Below are 18,832 nucleotides of genomic sequence, written 5' to 3' on the forward strand. Positions count from 1 at the left end.
AACGAATTACTACAGCAAAGAGTAATGATAGAGTTTTTCTATCATTACTCTTTTTTTGTTATAGGATGAACCATCTGGGTCAATTCCACGGAGCTGGAATTAAGTACTAAATGACATTATCTTAGGCTCCCTCCATTTAACAGAGGAGGAACAAACATGTCAAACACATTTTTTTCATTATTACCCCCAATTGTAGCAATAATAATGGTTATTTTAACAAGAAAGGTACTGCTCTCGTTAGGGGTAGGGATTGTTGCTGCCGCATTTTTGCTGGCGGAATTTAAGATTGGTGAAACTTTGCTGATTATTCTTGAGGCCATAAAGGGAATATTTATTGATAATGGGGCTCTTAATACTTGGAACGTCTATATTATTTTTTTCCTGCTTATTCTTGGAATGATTACGGCATTCATATCTATTTCTGGTGGAAGCCGTGCTTTTGGAGAATGGGCAATGAAGCGCGTACGTACAAGAACTGGAGCTCAGCTAGTTGGAGTTGTTTTAGGAATTATTATTTTCATTGATGATTATTTTAATGCTCTGGCTGTAGGGCAAATCTCGAGACCAATTACAGATGGTCAGAAGGTCTCCAGGGCAAAACTTGCTTATTTAATTGATTCGACATCTGCACCGGTTTGTGTTGTTTCGCCTATTTCAAGCTGGGGAGCTTATATTATTGCGATTATCGGATCTATTTTTGCTACACATCAGATTACGGAATACACTGCATTCTCCGCTTTTATTCAAATGATTCCAATGAATTTATACGTTTGGGCTACATTTGCAATAGTTTTCCTTGTGATGTTTCGAAATATCAATTTGGGACAGATGAAGCTTCACGAAGAGAGAGCAATTACAGCAGGACAATTATATGATCCGGAAAAATCCATTCCTGGAGAGTTGAAAGAAGATTTACCAGTTAGCACTAACGGTACGGTTGGCGATCTTGTATGGCCAATTATTGCATTAATTGTTGGAACAGTAGGAGCTATGCTCTGGACAGGAGCAAATGCAGTGGAGGGAAAAGCAGCTCTTCTCGCCATATTTGAAAACACAGATGTGGCTGCGTCCCTATTATATGGTGGTCTAATTGGATTATCCGTTACGATGCTTTTGTATATCCGTCAAGTGACTGTGAAAAAAGGAATCTCGGGAAGTACCTTTTCAATTGGTGTTGTAGAAGGAATAAAGTCAATGCTGCCAGCAGTCTATATTCTTCTATTTGCGTGGTTGATTATTGATCTTGTCGGCCAATTGGAAACAGGTAAATATTTAGCTGGAATTGTTGAAAATTCGCAAATGAACACTGCCTTTCTACCAGTTATTCTTTATGTTATTGCTGGTATCATGGCATTTGCTACTGGAACATCATGGGGCTCCTTCGGGATTCTGTTGCCAATAGCTGGTGAAATTGCAGTTTCTACTGATGTAACACTTTTATTGCCGGCAATGGCAGCCGTTTTGGCTGGTGCAGTATTTGGAGATCATTGTTCTCCTATTTCTGATACGACTATTCTGTCATCTACGGGAGCTGGTTCAAATCATATGGATCATGTGTTAACTCAGTTGCCGTATGCAATCATATCAGCAGTTATAGCTGCATGTGGATATCTTTTCATCGGCTTTACAGGAAGTACACTTGTTGCACTTGTAGTCGTCGCGATTCTTTTAGGGGTATTTTATTTTCTATTTGGCAATCAAAACAAGGAAGTGTTGAAATAGATAGAAAGAAGTGAAAGGGAAGATGAGTGGATTCGTCTTCCTTTTTGCTGGATTCGAAAGGCTGCTTAAAATTGCGTGCTCCGTAACATAACTTTACGAATGGAAGAATAGAGATTTATTGGAGAAATCAGTTTGTTTACGATAATAATCAAAAGAAAGAAATACTTTATTAGAAGAATTATTACTTTTTCTAAAATAATGTTTTGACAGATAGAAAAAAACTAGCTATACTAATTTTAGTTAAAGTGAATAGTCTGAAAATATAAAAAGTTTCCATTCTTCATTGAATTAAGGAAAAAGGATGGATTCGTCATGGGAGGGAGAAAGGACTATGGAAAATCGTCCGCAATGGGGGACAAGAGCAGGTTTCGTTTTAGCCGCAATTGGCTCTGCTGTTGGCTTAGGGAATATTTGGCGATTCCCGGCAGTTGCATATGAAAATGGAGGAGGGGCATTTTTCCTGCCGTATTTGTTTGCCTTACTGACAGCTGGGATTCCTCTACTCATCATGGAATTTACTCTGGGCCATAAATATCGCGGTTCGGCCCCATTAACATTTGCACGTTTGAATAAAAAGTTTGAATGGTTGGGCTGGTGGCAGGTCGCTATCTCATTTGTGATTGCCACATATTATTCGGTTATTATTGCATGGGCGCTTTCTTTCACTGTATTTTCTTTTGATTTAAAGTGGGGAAGTGACACCGAAGGATTTTTGTTTGGAGAATATTTACAGTATAGTGATCCAGGGACAGTTGGAGGGATTGTTCCAGGCGTATTTATTCCATTAATACTTGTTTGGATCATTACATTAGGTATTTTATTTAAGGGAGTCAAAAAAGGAATTGAAGTAGCAAACAAAGTAATGATTCCAGCACTTGTTATATTATTTTTAATCGTAGTAATTCGTTCGGTTACATTAGAAGGAGCTGCCGTAGGGCTAGAAGCTTTTTTCAAGCCAAATTGGAGTCAAATTGCCAATCCTCAGGTATGGGTAGCGGCATATGGACAAATCTTCTTTAGTTTATCTATTGCTTTTGCTATTATGATTACGTATTCTAGCTATCTTCCGAAGAAAACAGATATAACTAATAACGCATTTATTACCGGTTTTGCCAACTCAAGTGTTGAATTGCTAGCAGGTATTGGGGTATTTGCTGCTCTTGGATTTATGGCTACTCAAGCAGGCGTTAGTATCGATGAAGTGGTCGCCGGTGGTGTGGGATTGGCGTTTGTCGTATTCCCGCAGATTATTAATGAATTTCCAGCATTAAATGGATTCTTTGGCTCTCTATTCTTTATTTGTTTATCTCTTGCAGGATTAACATCATTAATTTCAATCGTTGAAACTTTTGTTGCGGGAGTAGAAGATAAGTTTAAAGTATCTCGAATAAAGTCGGTGGCTATTGGTGGTGGATTAGCAGCGCTCATTTCCATACTTTATGCGACAAGAGGCGGACTAAACTTCTTAGATGCGGCTGATTACTTTATTAACCAGTTTGGTGTTGCACTTGCAGGTCTTGTTGAAGTTATTGTAGTTGCTTGGTTCTTAAAAGAACTTAAGAATATCCGGGATCATGCAAACAACATTTCCGATATTCGCATTAGTACATGGTGGAATATAAGTTTAGGCATTATCACACCAATTGTACTAGGATTTATGATGGTTCAAAATATTATTACGAATATTAAAGAAAATTATGAAGGTTATCCAACTAGCTTCCTTCTCTATTCTGGATGGGGAGTCGCAGTTGCAGCAGTGATATTAGGGATTGTATTTTCAACATTTAAGTGGCAAAAAAATATGCAATCTGTACCTGAACAAAAGGGGGTCTCTAAATAATGTCGGTAAGTTCAATTGTCATGATGGTTGTCGGTATGGTCATTATTTGGGGAGGCTTAGGGGCAAGTATACTTCATGCCGTGAAAAAAGCAAGACAGGCTAAATAAATCGATTAAATAGGAACGGGCAAAAGGTTATGCAGCCTTTTGCCTGTTTTTTGGTTTTTCTGTTCATTCCTACCGAAATGTAAATCATCGTTATTTTCTAGCCTTTTGCCGTTCTTGTCTTTCCCAAAGTCTTAAGTGTGGATATGGATCAAACGACCATTCTGTATAGCCATTATCCTTATACATTCCATAATGGAGGTGAGGCGGAAATTTCCCTGATGTTCCTGGTGGGCCATAACCAGAACTGCCCACACCACCAATTGGCATGCCAGGTTCAACAATTTGTCCGAGCTTTAAGTCTTTAGTAAATCCGCTTAAGTGAGCGAAATAATGATAGTTATTATGAATGTCACGAATACCTACTCTCCAACCTCCGTAGCGGTTCCATCCCTTCATTTCAATTATCCCGTAGGATGTCGCCCGTACTGGAACCCCATAATCGGCAAAGATATCTGTACCTTCATGAATTCTTCGACCGCCCCAGCCTCGTGCATCTCCCCATGTATTTTTATAGCTATGATTGCTTCTTAAAGGAACGGGGAAGGCATGGCCTTCCAGATCAATTCTGCCAAAATGCTTATAAATTTTCGCCTTGTCAATGATGATTCCGACCGTTTTATCCCGCTTATAGTAATCCCATAATGCGATTTTTATATTGTCATGATTAACTCCGTATGTCAGAAGGTATTGAGCAAAAGCATGGATGACATCTTCATCATCGTTCATATCAGCTTTCCCATCACCGTTTCCATCATAGCCCATTCCGTTAAAAAATTTGATTGAGGTAAGATTTTGATCCTCCAGGTTTGGGTTTAATATTCCGACCCACTCTTCAGGTTTAAAATAAATACCGATAACTCCATCTGTGTCAGGGAGATCACGCCTTGCGTTGCGAATATTGCGCTCATACTGATCGACAGCAGCCATATAGTACCACGGAATATTGGTAACTGCTTCTACACTTTTATAGAGATTCATTCTTTGATTATATACATTCTCTTCCTCTTTTGCTTGAACGGGGCTGAAGCTAATTAACAGGAAAAATATGAATATGGGCAAAATTAATCGAAAATAGCGCACAAGAATCCTCCTTTAAAAATGGTCTATCCTAAATAAGTAAGGAGTTAGGAATAATTTCAAAGCCGCTTTCTTTTAAGTGATTCACATAACTTAGTTTGTGACATTGATTGGAATAAATAAATATCAATAAATGGTAATAGAGGACAATAAAAACAACTTTCTTGTCTGATGCTTTTCAGTATGATAAAGTGACATGAGTAGTATTTTGGTACATATAAACACTGATCATTAAAGGGATGGTGTAGAAATTGAGTCAGAAGCAGGAGCAATTACGTAAACCTGAGTGGTTAAAAATAAAGCTGAACACAAACGAGAATTATACAGGTCTGAAAAAAATGATGCGTGAAAAAAGCCTTCATACAGTTTGTGAAGAAGCGAAATGTCCTAATATTCATGAATGCTGGGCTGTAAGACGAACAGCAACTTTCATGATTTTAGGTGATACATGTACAAGAGCTTGTCGGTTCTGCGCTGTAAAAACGGGACTGCCAACAGAGCTCGATTGGCAAGAGCCAGAAAGAGTCGCTGATTCTGTTGCACTTATGAATTTAAAGCACGTTGTAGTAACTGCGGTTGCACGTGATGATTTAAAGGATGGAGGAGCGGCTGTTTTCGCTGAAACTGTCAGAGCGATACGCAGAAAAAGTCCTTTTACCAGCATTGAAGTCCTTCCATCGGATATGGGCGGAGTGTATGAAAATCTGGAAACATTAATGAATGCAAAACCAGATATCCTCAACCACAATATTGAAACAGTTAGAAGGTTAACCCCAAGAGTTCGTGCCAGAGCAAAGTATGAGCGTTCTTTAGAATTTTTAAAGCGTGCAAAAGAAATGAATCCAGACATCCCGACAAAATCAAGCTTAATGATTGGTTTAGGGGAAATGAAGGAAGAAATTATTGAAACAATGGATGATCTACGTGCAAATGACGTCGATATCATGACGATTGGACAATATTTACAGCCAACAAAGAAGCATTTGCCAGTAATCAAATATTATCACCCAGATGAGTTCCAAGAGCTAAAAGAAATTGCCTTAAGTAAAGGATTTAGCCATTGTGAAGCAGGTCCACTTGTTCGTTCATCATACCATGCAGATGAGCAAGTAAATGAAGCAGCGAAGCATAAGCAAATGCTTGCAGAGCAACAAGCAAATGAAGCATAAATAAAAAGAGTTCGGCTTTGAAGCTGAACTCTTTTTATTGTTTTAAGAAACGAGCAATTTCGTTGGTTTTGCATGGTAATTTTTATTTTAGGGCAAGTCGTGATCACTCTGACGAGCCACTAGAAGTGCTGTGACCATTGTTTGCTATTATCGTGCTTCATCTAAGATAGTTTGAAAAGTATTTCATACGCTTTTTGTTGTTGCTACTGTCCTTGAGGTGATTTCTTTATTTCTTTAATCAGTTGATCAATGGCATACTCGGCTTTTCGACTATCAGAGTCCATCGTAGCAAAGCTTTCAACATTTTTTCTTAAAGCAGTATTATCGGTGACAAAAATGTCAAACCAACGTGGAACGACAGACATTGCTGTTTTTTTAACTTGATCGGCTTTTTCCTTGCGATTATCAGAATCGGTTGCATAAACAATGATCACTTCTTCTCCTGTTACAAGGGTAGAGACATCATCTACATTAGGAATATCCGTACATAGCTTGCTTATGATATCAGCAGTCTTTTCTCGATCCATCGCTGCATAGTGATCATTTGCGACATTTGTCCCGGTTACCGGTGCTTTTTGATGGCGAACATAGCCGAAATCTTCCGGTTCATTTTTTCCATTTTTATTATAAATATCTGCACGCTGGTCATTAACATTAATCGTATTTCCACTTTCATTATAAAGCCCTTCCACTGCTGAGTCGTTATTGCATGCAGCTAATAAAAGCAGGAAACCGATACTAACGATAAGAGAACGTTTATTCATCATCTACACCTCCACATTTGTAGTATGAACAAATGTAGAAATTTTTCACTTAGTAAATTAATCAAGTTCAAATTTATACCCTTATTGTGAAAAAGGCGGTAGACAGTATATAATGAGAACATAGTGTGTCAAAAAGAGGTGATGGGTTTGATCTGCATCAATAATATATGCTACGAGATCATTGAGGAAAGAGGAGAAGGTTTTAACGAAGAGGCTTTTCAAGGCAGATATAGCGATATTTTAAGTAAATACGATTATATAGTAGGTGATTGGGGCTATGGTCAACTTCGCCTAAAAGGGTTTTATGATGATAAAAATCAAAAAGCAACTTTTGATACAAAAATCAGCACATTGACGGAATATATTTATGAATTTTGTAACTTTGGCTGTTCTTATTTTGTTGTAAGGAAAGTACAGGGGTAAAGAGCGCACCAGTGAAGACACACTGGTCGCTCTTTTTTCTATTCATCCTTTTTATCGTGGATAGGATGGGAACCCTCCATTTGTCGTGGAGTATCCTCATGTAGTGTTCGATTTTCATACGTAAAACCACTGTTAGAGCGTTGCCCTTTTTGCCAGTCACCATCTTTATTTTGCACTGGTTTTTGCTGAGCAATCGGCGATCCGAAAGGCCCTTCAGGGAACTCTTCCGCATTTATAACTTCCCGTTGTTTCTCGACATTGGAAAAATCCTGGTATTGTTCATTTCTCTTGTGCGCCACTTTAAATCACTCTCCTTTCTCGTAGTATTAACTAATTATTTGTAAAAAGGAAAGGTAACTTTTGCTGTTCTTAGTGTTGTAATGTGGGAGTTCCAAGAAAAAAAGAGGCTGCCTTTTTTGACAACCCCATGAATGTTAAATCACTTCATATAAAAACTGCCTTAATTCTTCCGCATCTTCCTCGGATAATTGGAATGCATACTCTAAATAGCCTTCTTCTTTTAAGTCATCTGGACCGATGATAGCATAGCGGCTTCCCTGCATATCAAGGACGATTTGTTTTCCATAATGACGATCAGATTGAATAATCGCTAAATCGAATCGATTGTTTTCTCCCATAAAACTTACAAACCGAGTTTTTGTATCGACTAAATCGTTATATAAGTAAAATCTTTCTGACATAATACCCCTCCTTTGCTTCGCTTATTAAGTAAACATGAGTAAGTGTGGTTTACTCTCAAGATGATGATGCGTTTTAATGTATCTAACCGTTTTTGTTTTACTGCGCATCACAATAGAGTCAGTTTCAGCTAAATCGCCACCAAGAAAACGCACTCCATTTAATAGCTCTCCATTAGAAACTCCAGTTGCTGCAAAGATTGCGTCATCCCCTGAGACTAAGTCGTGTAATAATAATAATTGTCGAGGTTCTTGCAAACCCATCTTTATGCATCTCAGTTCTTCTTCAGGAGAATGAGGCACTAATCGTGCCTGCATATCTCCGCCGAGTGCTTTTAGGGCAGCGGCGGAAATTACTCCTTCAGGTGCTCCGCCAATTCCGACGAATAAATCGACTCCGGTTTGTGGCAATGCCGTGGCGATTGCAGCTCCAACGTCACCGTCACCAAAAAGCTTGACCCGAGAGCCTTTCGCTCTTATTCGTTCGATCAATTGCTCATGGCGTTCTCGTTCTTGAATGATAACAGTGAGATCTTGAACACGTTTGTTATTTGCTTTTGCTACTATATCAATCGTTATTTCGATCGGATCAAGCAAGCTAATTTTCCCTGCCGCTTGTTTGCCAACTGCAATTTTTTCCATATACATATCTGGTGCATGGAGCAATGTTCCTTTATCAGCAATCGCTATTACAGCCATTGCGTTATTATGACCCTTTGCTACAATACTTGTTCCTTCTAACGGATCAACCGCGATATCCACCTTTGGCCCTGTCATTGTCCCTAGTCGTTCTCCAATATAGAGCATCGGAGCTTCGTCCAATTCTCCTTCACCAATGACGACGGTTCCATCCATATTAACAGAATCGAACATTTTTCTCATGGCATTTGTTGCTGCTTCGTCGGCCTCGTTTTTCTTTCCTCTCCCCATCCAGCCGGCAGATGCCAATGCTGCCGCTTCGGTTACTCGGACAATTTCCAATGCTAGCTCACGTTCCAAAACCTTTCCTCCATTCAACTCTTTTCCAGTAATATGTCAGCACTTCACATTTTATCCACAATCGTATATTGTGATTTTATTTCACTTCTCTATCTTAACAAAAAAAAGGCCATTCAACATTGCTATTCTTGACAAATGATTCACAACTTTTAAATGCTTTTGTTTTGTAAAAATAGTAGACTTTCACAAAGAAGGGAAATATACGCAATACTAAAATTGTGCTACAATATCGTTAGCATCGATGTGAACACTTGAGAGGACTGATCCCATTGGCTCAACTTAAAGATATTGGTACAAATGTACTGAAGTGGACAAGAATTGTTTTGCCATTTAAGAGACTGCGTTATTTTCCCCCACAGTTTATCGTTAGAAATCCTGTTGTTGAAGGGGTCAAATTGGCTTTTAAGCAAGGATGCGAAGTTGCTATATTAGTGTTCAACATCAACAATTTAAAGGAGTTGCATGGTCTGCTAGGAGAAGACTATTATCGAGCTTTCATAAAAGAGTTGAAGCTCTCCTTTCGTACGGTCGTTCAACTAGAGCTATGTGATGAGGATGTGTTAGTCCTCCACGATCACTATAGTGATGGATTTACACTGTTTTTAAAAGTTGACCAGAATTGGGGCTGTGTTTTTGAAATTGACGCAGCATTGAGTAAAGTGATAAAGGAAGTTAAGCAGAAGCTGTCTCTTTCATTTCCTTGCGCACAACCAGAATTTGAATCTGGTTACATGTTTATTGAAAAGAAACACTATTCGATTCAGGAAGCGATTTACAAGGCTCATCAGCAGGCATTAGCAATGGCTGAGAAACGAATCGACTCCGAGTTTAATGAAATGTTATATATGATCCGAAAAATTGTCTCTAAAAAAGAAATCAGGCTTTTGGCGCAGCCCATTATAGATGTAGAGTCAAAGGTTGTGAGAGCATGGGAAATGTTAACGCGTGGACCAAGGGATACTGCTTATGAAAGCCCGCTGACCTTGTTTTCGGTAGCTAGACAGACTGACTATTTATATGACTTAGAAATGATCGTACTCGAAAAAACATTTGAACAAATCCAAAAAACAGCGTGTAAACATGCTATTTTTGTTAATTTCACTCCACTTTCCTTGGGCAATAAAACTTTTATTCGCGACTTGAATAAATTGCTGGAGCGTTATAAAAATATACCTCCGAGTCAATTTACGATAGAGATAACCGAACGTGATTCAATTGAAGGAATTGAATTGTTATTAGACAACATTAAGGCATTGCGGTGCATCGGTTTTCAAATCGCAGTAGATGATACGGGTTCAGGCTATGCCAGTTTGAATACAATAAGTGCGATCATGCCAGATATTATCAAAATTGATCGCTCTGTTATTCAAGATATTGATAAGAATCCAGTCAAGGAATCAATGCTAAAGGGATTGTTATTAGTAGCGAAAGAAACAGGTTCCCTTGTTGTGGCAGAAGGAATTGAAAACGCAGAAGAGGCGTCGGTATTATCACGTAATAATGTTGACCTTGCTCAAGGCTATTTCTTTGCAAGGCCAGAATCCCTACAAAAGAGCTTAGCATCGAGTTAATTTTGCTTATTGATGAAAGGATTGAAACAGATGTATTTTGTCGACCGAGAAAAAATCGAAAGCATATTGGCATTTGTTGATCAACAATTATTGCTTTTTGAAGAAAAGAGAGAATGGAAGACTGCCGTTGAAAAAGCAGCCCTTGAACGATTGTGCCATACAATTATTGAAGGGATATTGGACGTTGGAAATGCAATGATTGATGGTTTTATTATGCGGGATCCAGGGAGTTATGACGATATTATTGATATATTAGAGGATGAAAAAGTCATCTCAGTTGAAATGAGCAAAGGGTTAAAAGCGATTATTTCATATCGTAAAATGCTCGTACAAAATTATACAGAGATTGTCCATGAAGACCTTCAAAGGGAATTTCAGCACGAGCTAGAGATTTTGAAAAAATTCAGTTTACATGTACAGCAGTATTTGCTCAATGAACTTGGGCCAGTTTCGGCATTTCGAAATTAAGGCGGATGATAGAGGCGCTCTAGCAGGAGCGTTTTTGCGTTTTTTAGAATCGGATGGGACAATGAAAAGAATACTTCTTAGAGGTGAAATAAGTTGAGAAAATATAACGGCTATTTAATCGATTTAGACGGAACGATGTATAAAGGAACGGAGCTAATTCATGAAGCTGCTGAGTTTGTGAAGCAGCTCAGAAATTTAAATATCCCATACTTGTTTGTCACGAATAATTCTTCTCGAACGCCTGCCCAAGTCGCTGAAAAGCTGAGGGCGTTTTCCATTCCGACGGAGGATGAGCAAGTTTTTACAACCAGTCAAGCTACGGCTAATTATATTTATGATCTTAATAAGGATGCATCCATATATGTGATTGGTGAAGAAGGGATTCGGACTGCGATTGCTGAAAAAGGGTTTCGTTTAGCTGAAGAAAATGCTGATGTTGTCGTAGTGGGAATTGATCGTGAGATTAGCTATGAAAAGTTGGCTGTCGCTTGCTTGGCCGTTCGAAATGGTGCTACATTCATATCGACAAACGGTGATATTGCAATCCCGACAGAAAGAGGTCTGCTTCCTGGCAATGGCTCGCTTACCTCAGTTATCGCTGTATCGACACAAACACGACCAATTTTCATTGGGAAGCCTGAATCGATCATAATGGAGCAGGCACTTGCTGTCCTTGGTACTACTAAAGAGGAGACGATTATGGTAGGAGACAACTACGATACCGACATATTAGCTGGAATAAATGCTGAAATGGATACATTATTAGTTCATACAGGGGTAACGAAAAAGGAACATCTTCCTTCTATTAAAGTAAAGCCTACTTATATTGTTGATTCTCTCGCAGAATGGGATTTTAAATAAGAAGAGTGTTATCCAATCTTGAAGTTCATTTTGAAATAACGGGATAACTAAAATATCCCGGCGAAAAATCGAAATATATCAGCTGAAATTGAAATATATCGGCGGAAAATCCAATATATCGGCGAAAATCGAAATATATCGGCGAAAATCGAAATATATCAGCGGAAAATCCAATATATCGGCGAAAATCGAAATATATCAGCGAAAACCAAAAAGGCGGGCAGTCCCCGCCTTTTTCTATGCGCTTATTCTGTATTGGCAGCACGATGGGCCAAACGACTTGAGGCAGCGGCTGCAATAGCTCCAACGATATCATCGAGGAAAGTATGGCATTTTCCTGTAGATTTATCATTGAGTTTACCTAGTATGCCAGGTTTCATTTTGTCAATGAAGCCGTAATTAGTAAAACCAATTGAACCGTACACATTCACAATCGAAAAAGCCAAAATTTCATCGACACCATAAAGGCTTTCATCTGTTGCAAGTATGGACTGAAGAGGTTCTTCTAATAAACCTTTATCTGCTAACATATCTAGCTGGATTCCAGTTATGATTGCATTTTGGACCTCTCTTTTTGAGAGTACCCTTTCTACATTTTCAATGCAATCCTCCATTTGCAAATTAGGGTGATATTTTTCTTGGAGGTAAAAAACGAGATCCGCGATGTCCTGAATTTTTACTCCTCTTTCTAGTAACCACCTTCTTGCCGTTTTTTCAACAATATCAACATTTTTCTCTTCAGACATTTGATTCACCCTTTTTAAAAATATTATGCGGTTTAGTACTCGAATGTTCGATGTGCAAGGCGCGTGCAGTTGCTTTTCAAGTTATTTACGTGATCCTTATTAAATTAGGATATGCACTATTTTAGGATTTATCATCGGGCCTTCTGTAATGAAGGACGAAATACAGCGACATATACTAATGATAGCATTTCATCATCTGTTTTGCATAAATCAAGTTAAAGCAAACAAAAAAACAATATTCCCAGAGTGTAGTCATATACATTTTATAAGGACATAAGAGGCGGTAGGTGAAAAAGATGCTTCAACGGATTATTCAACAGTATTATGGAATTAGTATACAAGAACAATTCAAACTGGGTCCATATGATGCCTGTAGGGATCAACAAAATCTGTATTTCCTTGTACCAGTTACAAATATGGAAGAAGCAAGCTTGGTGGAACTTGAACAATTAGCCCTACATCTTGTGAATTATGGTGATTCCTCAGTATGTCAATTTCTTAAAACGAATGACGGCCAATCATTTGTTGATTTAGAAAATCAGCGCTATTGTATATTACGAGCAGGTGCAACGGTTAAAAGAATGAGACGTGCCGGAAGAAAATTAGCTAAATTTCATTATCGCGGCAGGGCAGTCCCATTTGAAGTAAAGGGCATTAGCAGGATCGGAATGTGGAAATCCTTTTGGGAACAGAGATTGGATCAGATGGAACGAGTCTGGAATGAGCAGTTGTTTCAATCTCCTGAAAATGAATTTGTGAGAATGTTTATTGAATCTTTCCCCTATTATATGGGACTTGCGGAAAATGCGATTCAATATTTAAGTGATACTGAGCAAGATGATGAGCCGCTTGCAGTTGATAGCGGCACTGTTTGTCATCTTCATTTTTCTCCAAGAACATGGGGAGAAAATGGGGCGCTGAGAAATCCTTTTGATTGGGTATTTGATCATTGTGCTAGAGATTTAGCCGAATGGACGAGGGAACGGTATTTCCAAAATATTAAAACATATGAACCCGATGTACGTCAGTTCTATCAAGATTATGCCAGCGTATCAACCCTTTCTTCATTTTCCTGGAGACTGCTTTTTTCCAGACTTTTATTCCCCCTTCATTATATGGATTGTGTCGAGGAATATTATATTACTCCATCCGAGCAAGTAAAGCTTGTACAAGAGGAAAGATTAAGGAAAATTTTAGCACAATCACAAGATTATGAAGAGTTCCTACGGGATTTTTATCCACTTGCAGGAGCGCCCATTCGACGTTACCAGATCCCAATAGTGGAGTGGTTAGCGAAATAATTCGTTCTCTTTTCGTAAATTCTTATCAGAACTTTTTTATAGGAATACTTGGAGTAGTTCTGGTTAAAAAAGTATAATAAGGCTAGAGATTTTTTTCTAGAGGGTGAAAAAAACTTTTAGAAGATAAACAAGAGGGAAAAGGAGCAGCAGATGAAACCATATGTTTTTATAACAAGAAAATTACCAGATGAAGCAGTAGAAAAATTACGGGCAAAATATGATGTGAAAATGTGGGAGAAAGAGGATGTGGGAGTTCCGCGCTCCATCTTATTAGAAGAAGCTGGGAGAGCAGATGCTTTATTAACAATGTTGTCAGATCAAATTGATGAAGAGTTGCTGAGCGCAGGAACCCGCTTAAAGGTAGTCACAAACTTGGCAGTAGGCTATGATAATGTGGATGTCGAGGCGGCAACTAAGCATGGTATCGCAATTTGTAATACTCCTGATGTTTTAACGGCTGCAACTGCTGATTTAACGTTTGCATTATTGATGGCAACTGCACGGAGAATCGTTGAAGGGGCAGAGTTTATTAAAGCCGGTCAATGGAAAAGCTGGAGTCCGCTTCTTCTTGCTGGACATGATATTCATCATAAAACGATAGGAATTGTAGGAATGGGGGGCATTGGCTCAGCTGTGGCGAAAAGAGCAACTGGTTTTGAAATGGAGATTTTATACCATAATCGCTCAAGAAAAAATGATGTTGAAATGGAGTTAGGTGCTACATATTGTTCGTTTGAACAACTGATCGAACGTTCGGATTTTGTCGTCTGCTTAACGCCACTGACAGAAGAAACGAAAAATTTGTTTACCCGTGACGTTTTTCGCCGCATGAAAAAAACGGCTATTTTTATTAATGCATCGCGCGGACCTGTGGTAAATGAAGAGGATCTCTATGCTGCGCTAGTGGACGGAGACATTGCAGCAGCAGGATTGGATGTATTTGCAAAAGAACCAATTGATCAAACGCATCCACTATTAGGTTTGTCAAATGTAGTCGCAATTCCTCATATTGGCAGTGCAACGGTAGAGACAAGATTGAATATGATTCAACTTTGCCTTGATAATATTGATGCAATTCTTTCAGGTAAAGAGCCTAAAACACTTGTTAATAAAGAGTGGAACAAATAAATAACTGTAGTACGTTAATGGATTGAGTTCAGACTGCATGCACCCGATGAAATCGAGTTTGCATACAGTCTTTTTTTTTGGATAGATCTTTGTTAGTATACTACAAAATTAATTTGCACTGGAGCCGAAGCGTTGCTTGATGATTGATAGGTGGTTGAAACAGGAGCCTGTGAGTTAAATTTTTCTTAAAAAAATTGAGAAAATTATGTAAATCAAGAAAATTTGGAGTATACTAGGTTTTAAGATTTTATCACCGTTATTTTTCTTGTTTAGTTATTGAATAAAAATTATATTGTAAAATAGCTCAACTCCCTCTATAATGTCTACTATATAAATACAATTGTTTTCTTGGAATGAACACAGCGGGAAGGGGATCGAAATGGAACCAATAGCGATTGGATTATTAGGTCTTGGAACAGTCGGCTCTGGTGTGGTGCAAATTATTGAAAATCATCAGGAAAAGCTAATGCATCAAATTGGTCGGCCGATTCAAATTAAAAAAGTCCTTGTAAAGGATTTGAAAAAGGAAAGGGCAGTAACCATTGAGCCTACACTTTTGACAACAAATATTGAGGATATTATTAACAGCCCCGAAATTGATGTCGTAATTGAAGTGATGGGAGGCATCGAAGAAACAAAAAACTCTCTTATTCAAGCTCTTAAAAACAAGAAACATGTTGTGACTGCAAATAAAGATTTAATGGCTCTTCACGGTTCGGAACTGCTATCGATTGCTATGGAGAACGGTTGTGATCTTTTCTATGAAGCAAGCGTAGCGGGTGGAATTCCTATTTTGCGAAGTTTGGTAGATGGATTATCCTCTGACCATATTACGAAGATGATGGGAATTGTCAACGGAACAACAAACTTTATTTTGACGAAAATGAGCAAGCAGGGCAGTGCATATGAAGATGTATTAAAAGAGGCTCAGCAATTAGGCTATGCTGAAGCAGATCCGACCTCGGATGTGGAAGGATTAGATGCCGCTAGAAAAATGGCCATTTTGGCAACGCTTGGCTTTTCTATGAAAATTGATTTAGATGATGTTAAAGTTCAAGGGATTACGACGATTACTGAAAGAGATCTTCAATATGCCAAACAGCTTGGTTACACAATGAAATTGATCGGGATTGCTCAAATAGAAGATGATAAGGTTGAGGTTAGTGTGCAACCGACTTTGCTGGCAGAGGCCCATCCTTTATCATCTGTGAATGATGAGTATAATGCCGTTTATGTTTATGGTGAAGCGGTCGGTGAAACGATGTTTTATGGACCTGGTGCCGGAAGTCTTCCAACGGCGACATCGATTGTTTCCGATTTAGTTGTCGTCTTGAAGAACATGGTGCTGGGTGTGAATGGGAAAAGTATTATCTCACCGCAATATGAAAAGAAATTAAAAGCTCCGCATGAAATTCTATCAAAGTATTTTTTACGATTCCATGTTACTGATAAAGTCGGGGTGCTTGCGAATATTACGGCAATCTTTTCAGAACGCGGCGTAAGCTTTGAGAAAATTTTGCAACTGCCGGTGAAGGAAAAAGGCTTGTCAGAAATCGTCATCGTGACGCATTCAACCTCCCTTGAGGATTTTGAAGGCATCTTGGCTCAATTAGAAATGTTACCATCAGTTCACGAAATCAAGAGTTCATATCGAGTAGAAGGGAATGGCCATTCATGAGGTGGAGAGGTTTAATAGAAGAATATCAAGAGTTTTTACCAGTTAACGAACAAACACCAAAATTGACCTTGAACGAAGGAAATACACCTCTTATCAAGCTTGATAGACTTTCAGCCGAGTGGGGAGTCGAATTATATGTAAAAACGGAGGGAACGAATCCAACCGGTTCTTTTAAGGATCGAGGAATGGTGATGGCAGTTGCAAAAGCAAAAGAAGAGGGAAGTGACACGGTGATTTGTGCCTCCACGGGGAATACATCAGCAGCTGCGGCTGCTTATGCTGCAAGAGCAGGGATGAGATGCATCGTTGTCATTCCAGAGGGAAAGATTGCGATGGGGAAACTTGCGCAAGCAGTCATGTATGGGGCAGAAATAATTTCTATTGAGGGCAACTTTGATGAAGCATTGAAAATGGTGCGCAATATTAGCGAAAAGGAACCAGTCACCCTTGTTAATTCAGTCAATCCATACCGTTTAGAAGGACAAAAAACAGGTGCGTTTGAAATATGTGATCAGCTTGGTGGCACAGCCCCTGATATTCTAGCAATCCCAGTAGGTAATGCAGGCAATATTAGCGCGTACTGGAAGGGTTTTAAAGAATATCATGCAGTTAAAAAGACAGGATTGCCAAAAATGCATGGTTTTGAAGCAGCAGGGGCTGCGGCGATCGTTCACAATCGAATCTTTGAAAACCCTGAAACGATTGCAACCGCCATTCGCATTGGAAATCCAGCAAGCTGGCACCTTGCCACTGCTGCGGCGGAAGAATCAGCTGGAGTGATCGATGAGGTTAGTGACGAGGAAATTATTGCAGCATATAAGAAAATTGCCAGTACGGAAGGTGTTTTTGTTGAACCTGGCTCATGTGCATCATTAGCAGGAGTGTATAAGCATATTGAAAACGGCAAAATTGCTAAAGGAAGCAAGATCGTGGCCATTTTGACAGGGAATGGATTAAAGGACCCAAATACAGCGATTGAATACAGCACGATTAAGCCTGTTCTACTTCCAAATGATGAGGAGGCTGTGGCACGCCACATTCGGGGAGTGGTCCATTCATGAATGAATATGACATGGTCCAGATCCGAGTGCCTGGAAGCACGGCTAATCTTGGGCCAGGCTTTGATTCGCTAGGAGTGGCATTAAATTTATATTTGTCATTAGAGGTTGAACGATCAGAGAGTTGGGAAATCATAATGGAATCAGAGGATTTAAACATTTTTCCAACTGATGAAAGCAATTATATTATTCAAATCGCCCTACAGACAGCCGAGCTTTTTCAAAAAAGTTTACCCAGCTGTAAGGTGAGAATGGCTAGTGAAATTCCATTAGCGCGGGGGTTAGGCTCAAGTGCTGCAGCCATTATTGCAGGGATTGAGCTGGCTAATGCCATGGGTAAGTTAGGTTTGACCGAGGATGAAAAATTTAGACTGGCAACTGAAATTGAGGGTCACCCTGATAATGTTGGAGCTTCTCTTTTCGGAGGCCTCGTGATTGGAAGTCAAATGGATGATGAAGTTGTCGCCATCGTTGAACACGCGATTGAACTAGAGATGATTGCTGTCATTCCCAAAATAGAGCTTCTAACGAAAGATTCACGTAACGTTCTTCCAGCACAACTGTCCTATTCTGAGGCAGTACGGGCTGGAGCGATTGGTAACGTTCTGGTAGCGGCACTTCTAAAAAAAGACTTCGCGTTAGCAGGAAAGATGATGCAAAGGGATCTGTATCACCAGCCTTATCGGAGAAAGCTTGTTCCTCATTTGAGTGAGATTGAGGAAATCGCGCTTGCTTCCGGTGCATTTGGGGTAGCTTTGAGTGGAGCTGGTCCGACTGTTATTTGTTTTTCTGAAAAAGGCAAAAGTGAGAAACTTCTTGATGTTTTTCAGAAGTGGGATTCAAATATGAACTACCGCAGGCTGAAAATCGATCAGGAAGGCAGCAGAGTAAAGGTTCAAAAATGCGTGTAATGTAAAAAAGCGATCTCGGACTAGAGATCGCTTTTTTTGCATGTGATTTTAGAATACTTGTTCAACTTCTAATACACCAGGCACTTCCTCTAAAAGTGCACGTTCAATACCAGCTTTTAAAGTGATTGTAGAACTTGGGCAAGAACCACACGCACCTAATAAACGTAATTTCACAATGCCATCTTCTACATCTACTAATTCACAGTCCCCACCGTCACGAAGAAGGAATGGACGTAATTTATCTAATACATCTTGAACTTGTTCAAACATTTGCTCTGCCATCTTAATCGCTCCTTTCTTAATACTTATTA

At 39.2% G+C, this 18,832-nt stretch carries 20 protein-coding genes; 13 read left to right on the forward strand and 7 right to left on the reverse strand.

Annotated features, from left to right (window positions below):
• The first annotated feature begins 156 nt into the window (after positions 1–156).
• The 3 genes from NST02_RS06415 (at position 157) to NST02_RS06425 (ending at position 3,669) form a co-directional block, all read left to right on the forward strand.
• On the forward strand, positions 157–1,722 hold the full coding sequence (locus NST02_RS06415) for a Na+/H+ antiporter NhaC family protein (RefSeq protein WP_340948489.1): 1,566 nt from the start codon (positions 157–159) through the stop codon (positions 1,720–1,722).
• 331 nt (positions 1,723–2,053) lie between these two features.
• Positions 2,054–3,562, forward strand: coding sequence for a sodium-dependent transporter (locus tag NST02_RS06420; protein WP_095311370.1), 1,509 nt, complete (start codon positions 2,054–2,056; stop codon positions 3,560–3,562).
• Entirely contained in the window at positions 3,562–3,669 is a 108-nt protein-coding gene (locus tag NST02_RS06425; protein ID WP_095311369.1) for a methionine/alanine import family NSS transporter small subunit, read from the forward strand. Before NST02_RS06420 ends, NST02_RS06425 begins: the two co-directional genes overlap by 1 nt.
• A 90-nt stretch (positions 3,670–3,759) precedes the next feature.
• Here the strand turns inward: NST02_RS06425 and NST02_RS06430 are convergent, their stop codons facing one another.
• A complete protein-coding gene (locus NST02_RS06430) occupies positions 3,760–4,749 on the reverse strand; it encodes a M23 family metallopeptidase (RefSeq protein WP_280526667.1) in 990 nt (329 codons plus the stop codon).
• 248 nt (positions 4,750–4,997) lie between these two features.
• Here NST02_RS06430 and lipA point away from each other — a divergent pair, with 248 nt between their 5' ends.
• Positions 4,998–5,915 carry a lipoyl synthase gene (gene lipA, locus NST02_RS06435; protein WP_340948490.1) on the forward strand — a complete coding sequence of 306 codons (918 nt, stop codon included), beginning with the start codon at positions 4,998–5,000 and terminating at the stop codon, positions 5,913–5,915.
• 203 nt (positions 5,916–6,118) lie between these two features.
• Here the strand turns inward: lipA and NST02_RS06440 are convergent, their stop codons facing one another.
• Positions 6,119–6,682 carry a YhcN/YlaJ family sporulation lipoprotein gene (locus NST02_RS06440; protein WP_244988908.1) on the reverse strand — a complete coding sequence of 188 codons (564 nt, stop codon included), beginning with the start codon at positions 6,680–6,682 and terminating at the stop codon, positions 6,119–6,121.
• 144 nt (positions 6,683–6,826) lie between these two features.
• Here NST02_RS06440 and NST02_RS06445 point away from each other — a divergent pair, with 144 nt between their 5' ends.
• Complete coding sequence (locus NST02_RS06445; RefSeq protein WP_137743672.1) at positions 6,827–7,102, forward strand: YutD family protein; 276 nt, start codon at positions 6,827–6,829, stop codon at positions 7,100–7,102.
• A 38-nt stretch (positions 7,103–7,140) separates the two neighbouring features.
• Here the strand turns inward: NST02_RS06445 and NST02_RS06450 are convergent, their stop codons facing one another.
• The 3 genes from NST02_RS06450 to glpX all read right to left on the reverse strand — a co-directional run bounded on the left by NST02_RS06450 (position 7,141) and on the right by glpX (position 8,799).
• Positions 7,141–7,401, reverse strand: coding sequence for a hypothetical protein (locus NST02_RS06450; protein WP_137743673.1), 261 nt, complete (start codon positions 7,399–7,401; stop codon positions 7,141–7,143).
• Positions 7,402–7,536: 135 nt separating this feature from the next.
• Positions 7,537–7,803: a DUF3055 domain-containing protein gene (locus tag NST02_RS06455; RefSeq protein ID WP_137743674.1), complete on the reverse strand. Its 267-nt coding sequence runs from the start codon at positions 7,801–7,803 to the stop codon at positions 7,537–7,539.
• Positions 7,804–7,827: 24 nt separating this feature from the next.
• On the reverse strand, positions 7,828–8,799 hold the full coding sequence (gene glpX / locus NST02_RS06460) for a class II fructose-bisphosphatase (RefSeq protein ID WP_340948493.1): 972 nt from the start codon (positions 8,797–8,799) through the stop codon (positions 7,828–7,830).
• 269 nt (positions 8,800–9,068) lie between these two features.
• On the opposite strand from glpX, the gene NST02_RS06465 reads away from it, so the two are divergent.
• From NST02_RS06465 to NST02_RS06475, 3 genes are all read left to right on the forward strand, one after another.
• Positions 9,069–10,370 (forward strand): EAL domain-containing protein, encoded by a 1,302-nt coding sequence (locus NST02_RS06465; RefSeq protein ID WP_137743676.1) that lies wholly within the window; start codon positions 9,069–9,071, stop codon positions 10,368–10,370.
• 30 nt (positions 10,371–10,400) lie between these two features.
• Positions 10,401–10,838: a DUF86 domain-containing protein gene (locus NST02_RS06470; RefSeq protein ID WP_137743677.1), complete on the forward strand. Its 438-nt coding sequence runs from the start codon at positions 10,401–10,403 to the stop codon at positions 10,836–10,838.
• 93 nt (positions 10,839–10,931) lie between these two features.
• Positions 10,932–11,699 (forward strand): TIGR01457 family HAD-type hydrolase, encoded by a 768-nt coding sequence (locus NST02_RS06475; protein ID WP_212933614.1) that lies wholly within the window; start codon positions 10,932–10,934, stop codon positions 11,697–11,699.
• Positions 11,700–11,944: 245 nt separating this feature from the next.
• Here NST02_RS06475 and NST02_RS06480 read toward each other — a convergent pair whose 3' ends face one another.
• Positions 11,945–12,445, reverse strand: a complete 501-nt coding sequence (locus tag NST02_RS06480) for a phosphatidylglycerophosphatase A family protein (RefSeq protein ID WP_095311348.1) — start codon at positions 12,443–12,445, stop codon at positions 11,945–11,947.
• A 296-nt stretch (positions 12,446–12,741) separates the two neighbouring features.
• Between NST02_RS06480 and yutH the strand changes: the two genes are divergently transcribed.
• The 5 genes from yutH (at position 12,742) to thrB (ending at position 18,521) form a co-directional block, all read left to right on the forward strand.
• A complete protein-coding gene (yutH, locus tag NST02_RS06485) occupies positions 12,742–13,746 on the forward strand; it encodes a spore coat putative kinase YutH (protein WP_212933777.1) in 1,005 nt (334 codons plus the stop codon).
• Between the two features lie 150 nt (positions 13,747–13,896).
• Positions 13,897–14,874 (forward strand): 2-hydroxyacid dehydrogenase, encoded by a 978-nt coding sequence (locus tag NST02_RS06490; RefSeq protein ID WP_212933613.1) that lies wholly within the window; start codon positions 13,897–13,899, stop codon positions 14,872–14,874.
• A gap of 379 nt (positions 14,875–15,253) precedes the next feature.
• Positions 15,254–16,552: a homoserine dehydrogenase gene (locus NST02_RS06495; RefSeq protein WP_212933612.1), complete on the forward strand. Its 1,299-nt coding sequence runs from the start codon at positions 15,254–15,256 to the stop codon at positions 16,550–16,552.
• Positions 16,549–17,613 (forward strand): threonine synthase, encoded by a 1,065-nt coding sequence (gene thrC / locus NST02_RS06500; protein ID WP_095311343.1) that lies wholly within the window; start codon positions 16,549–16,551, stop codon positions 17,611–17,613. Before NST02_RS06495 ends, thrC begins: the two co-directional genes overlap by 4 nt.
• Positions 17,610–18,521 carry a homoserine kinase gene (gene thrB, locus NST02_RS06505; RefSeq protein ID WP_095311341.1) on the forward strand — a complete coding sequence of 304 codons (912 nt, stop codon included), beginning with the start codon at positions 17,610–17,612 and terminating at the stop codon, positions 18,519–18,521. The genes thrC and thrB overlap by 4 nt, the downstream gene beginning before the upstream one ends.
• A gap of 48 nt (positions 18,522–18,569) precedes the next feature.
• Here thrB and NST02_RS06510 read toward each other — a convergent pair whose 3' ends face one another.
• Positions 18,570–18,803 (reverse strand): NifU family protein, encoded by a 234-nt coding sequence (locus NST02_RS06510; RefSeq protein ID WP_095311338.1) that lies wholly within the window; start codon positions 18,801–18,803, stop codon positions 18,570–18,572.
• Positions 18,804–18,832: the final 29 nt, after the last annotated feature.

The sequence above is a fragment of the Robertmurraya sp. FSL W8-0741 genome (assembly GCF_038004005.1).
In the GTDB taxonomy this organism is placed as follows: domain Bacteria; phylum Bacillota; class Bacilli; order Bacillales; family Cytobacillaceae; genus Robertmurraya; species Robertmurraya siralis.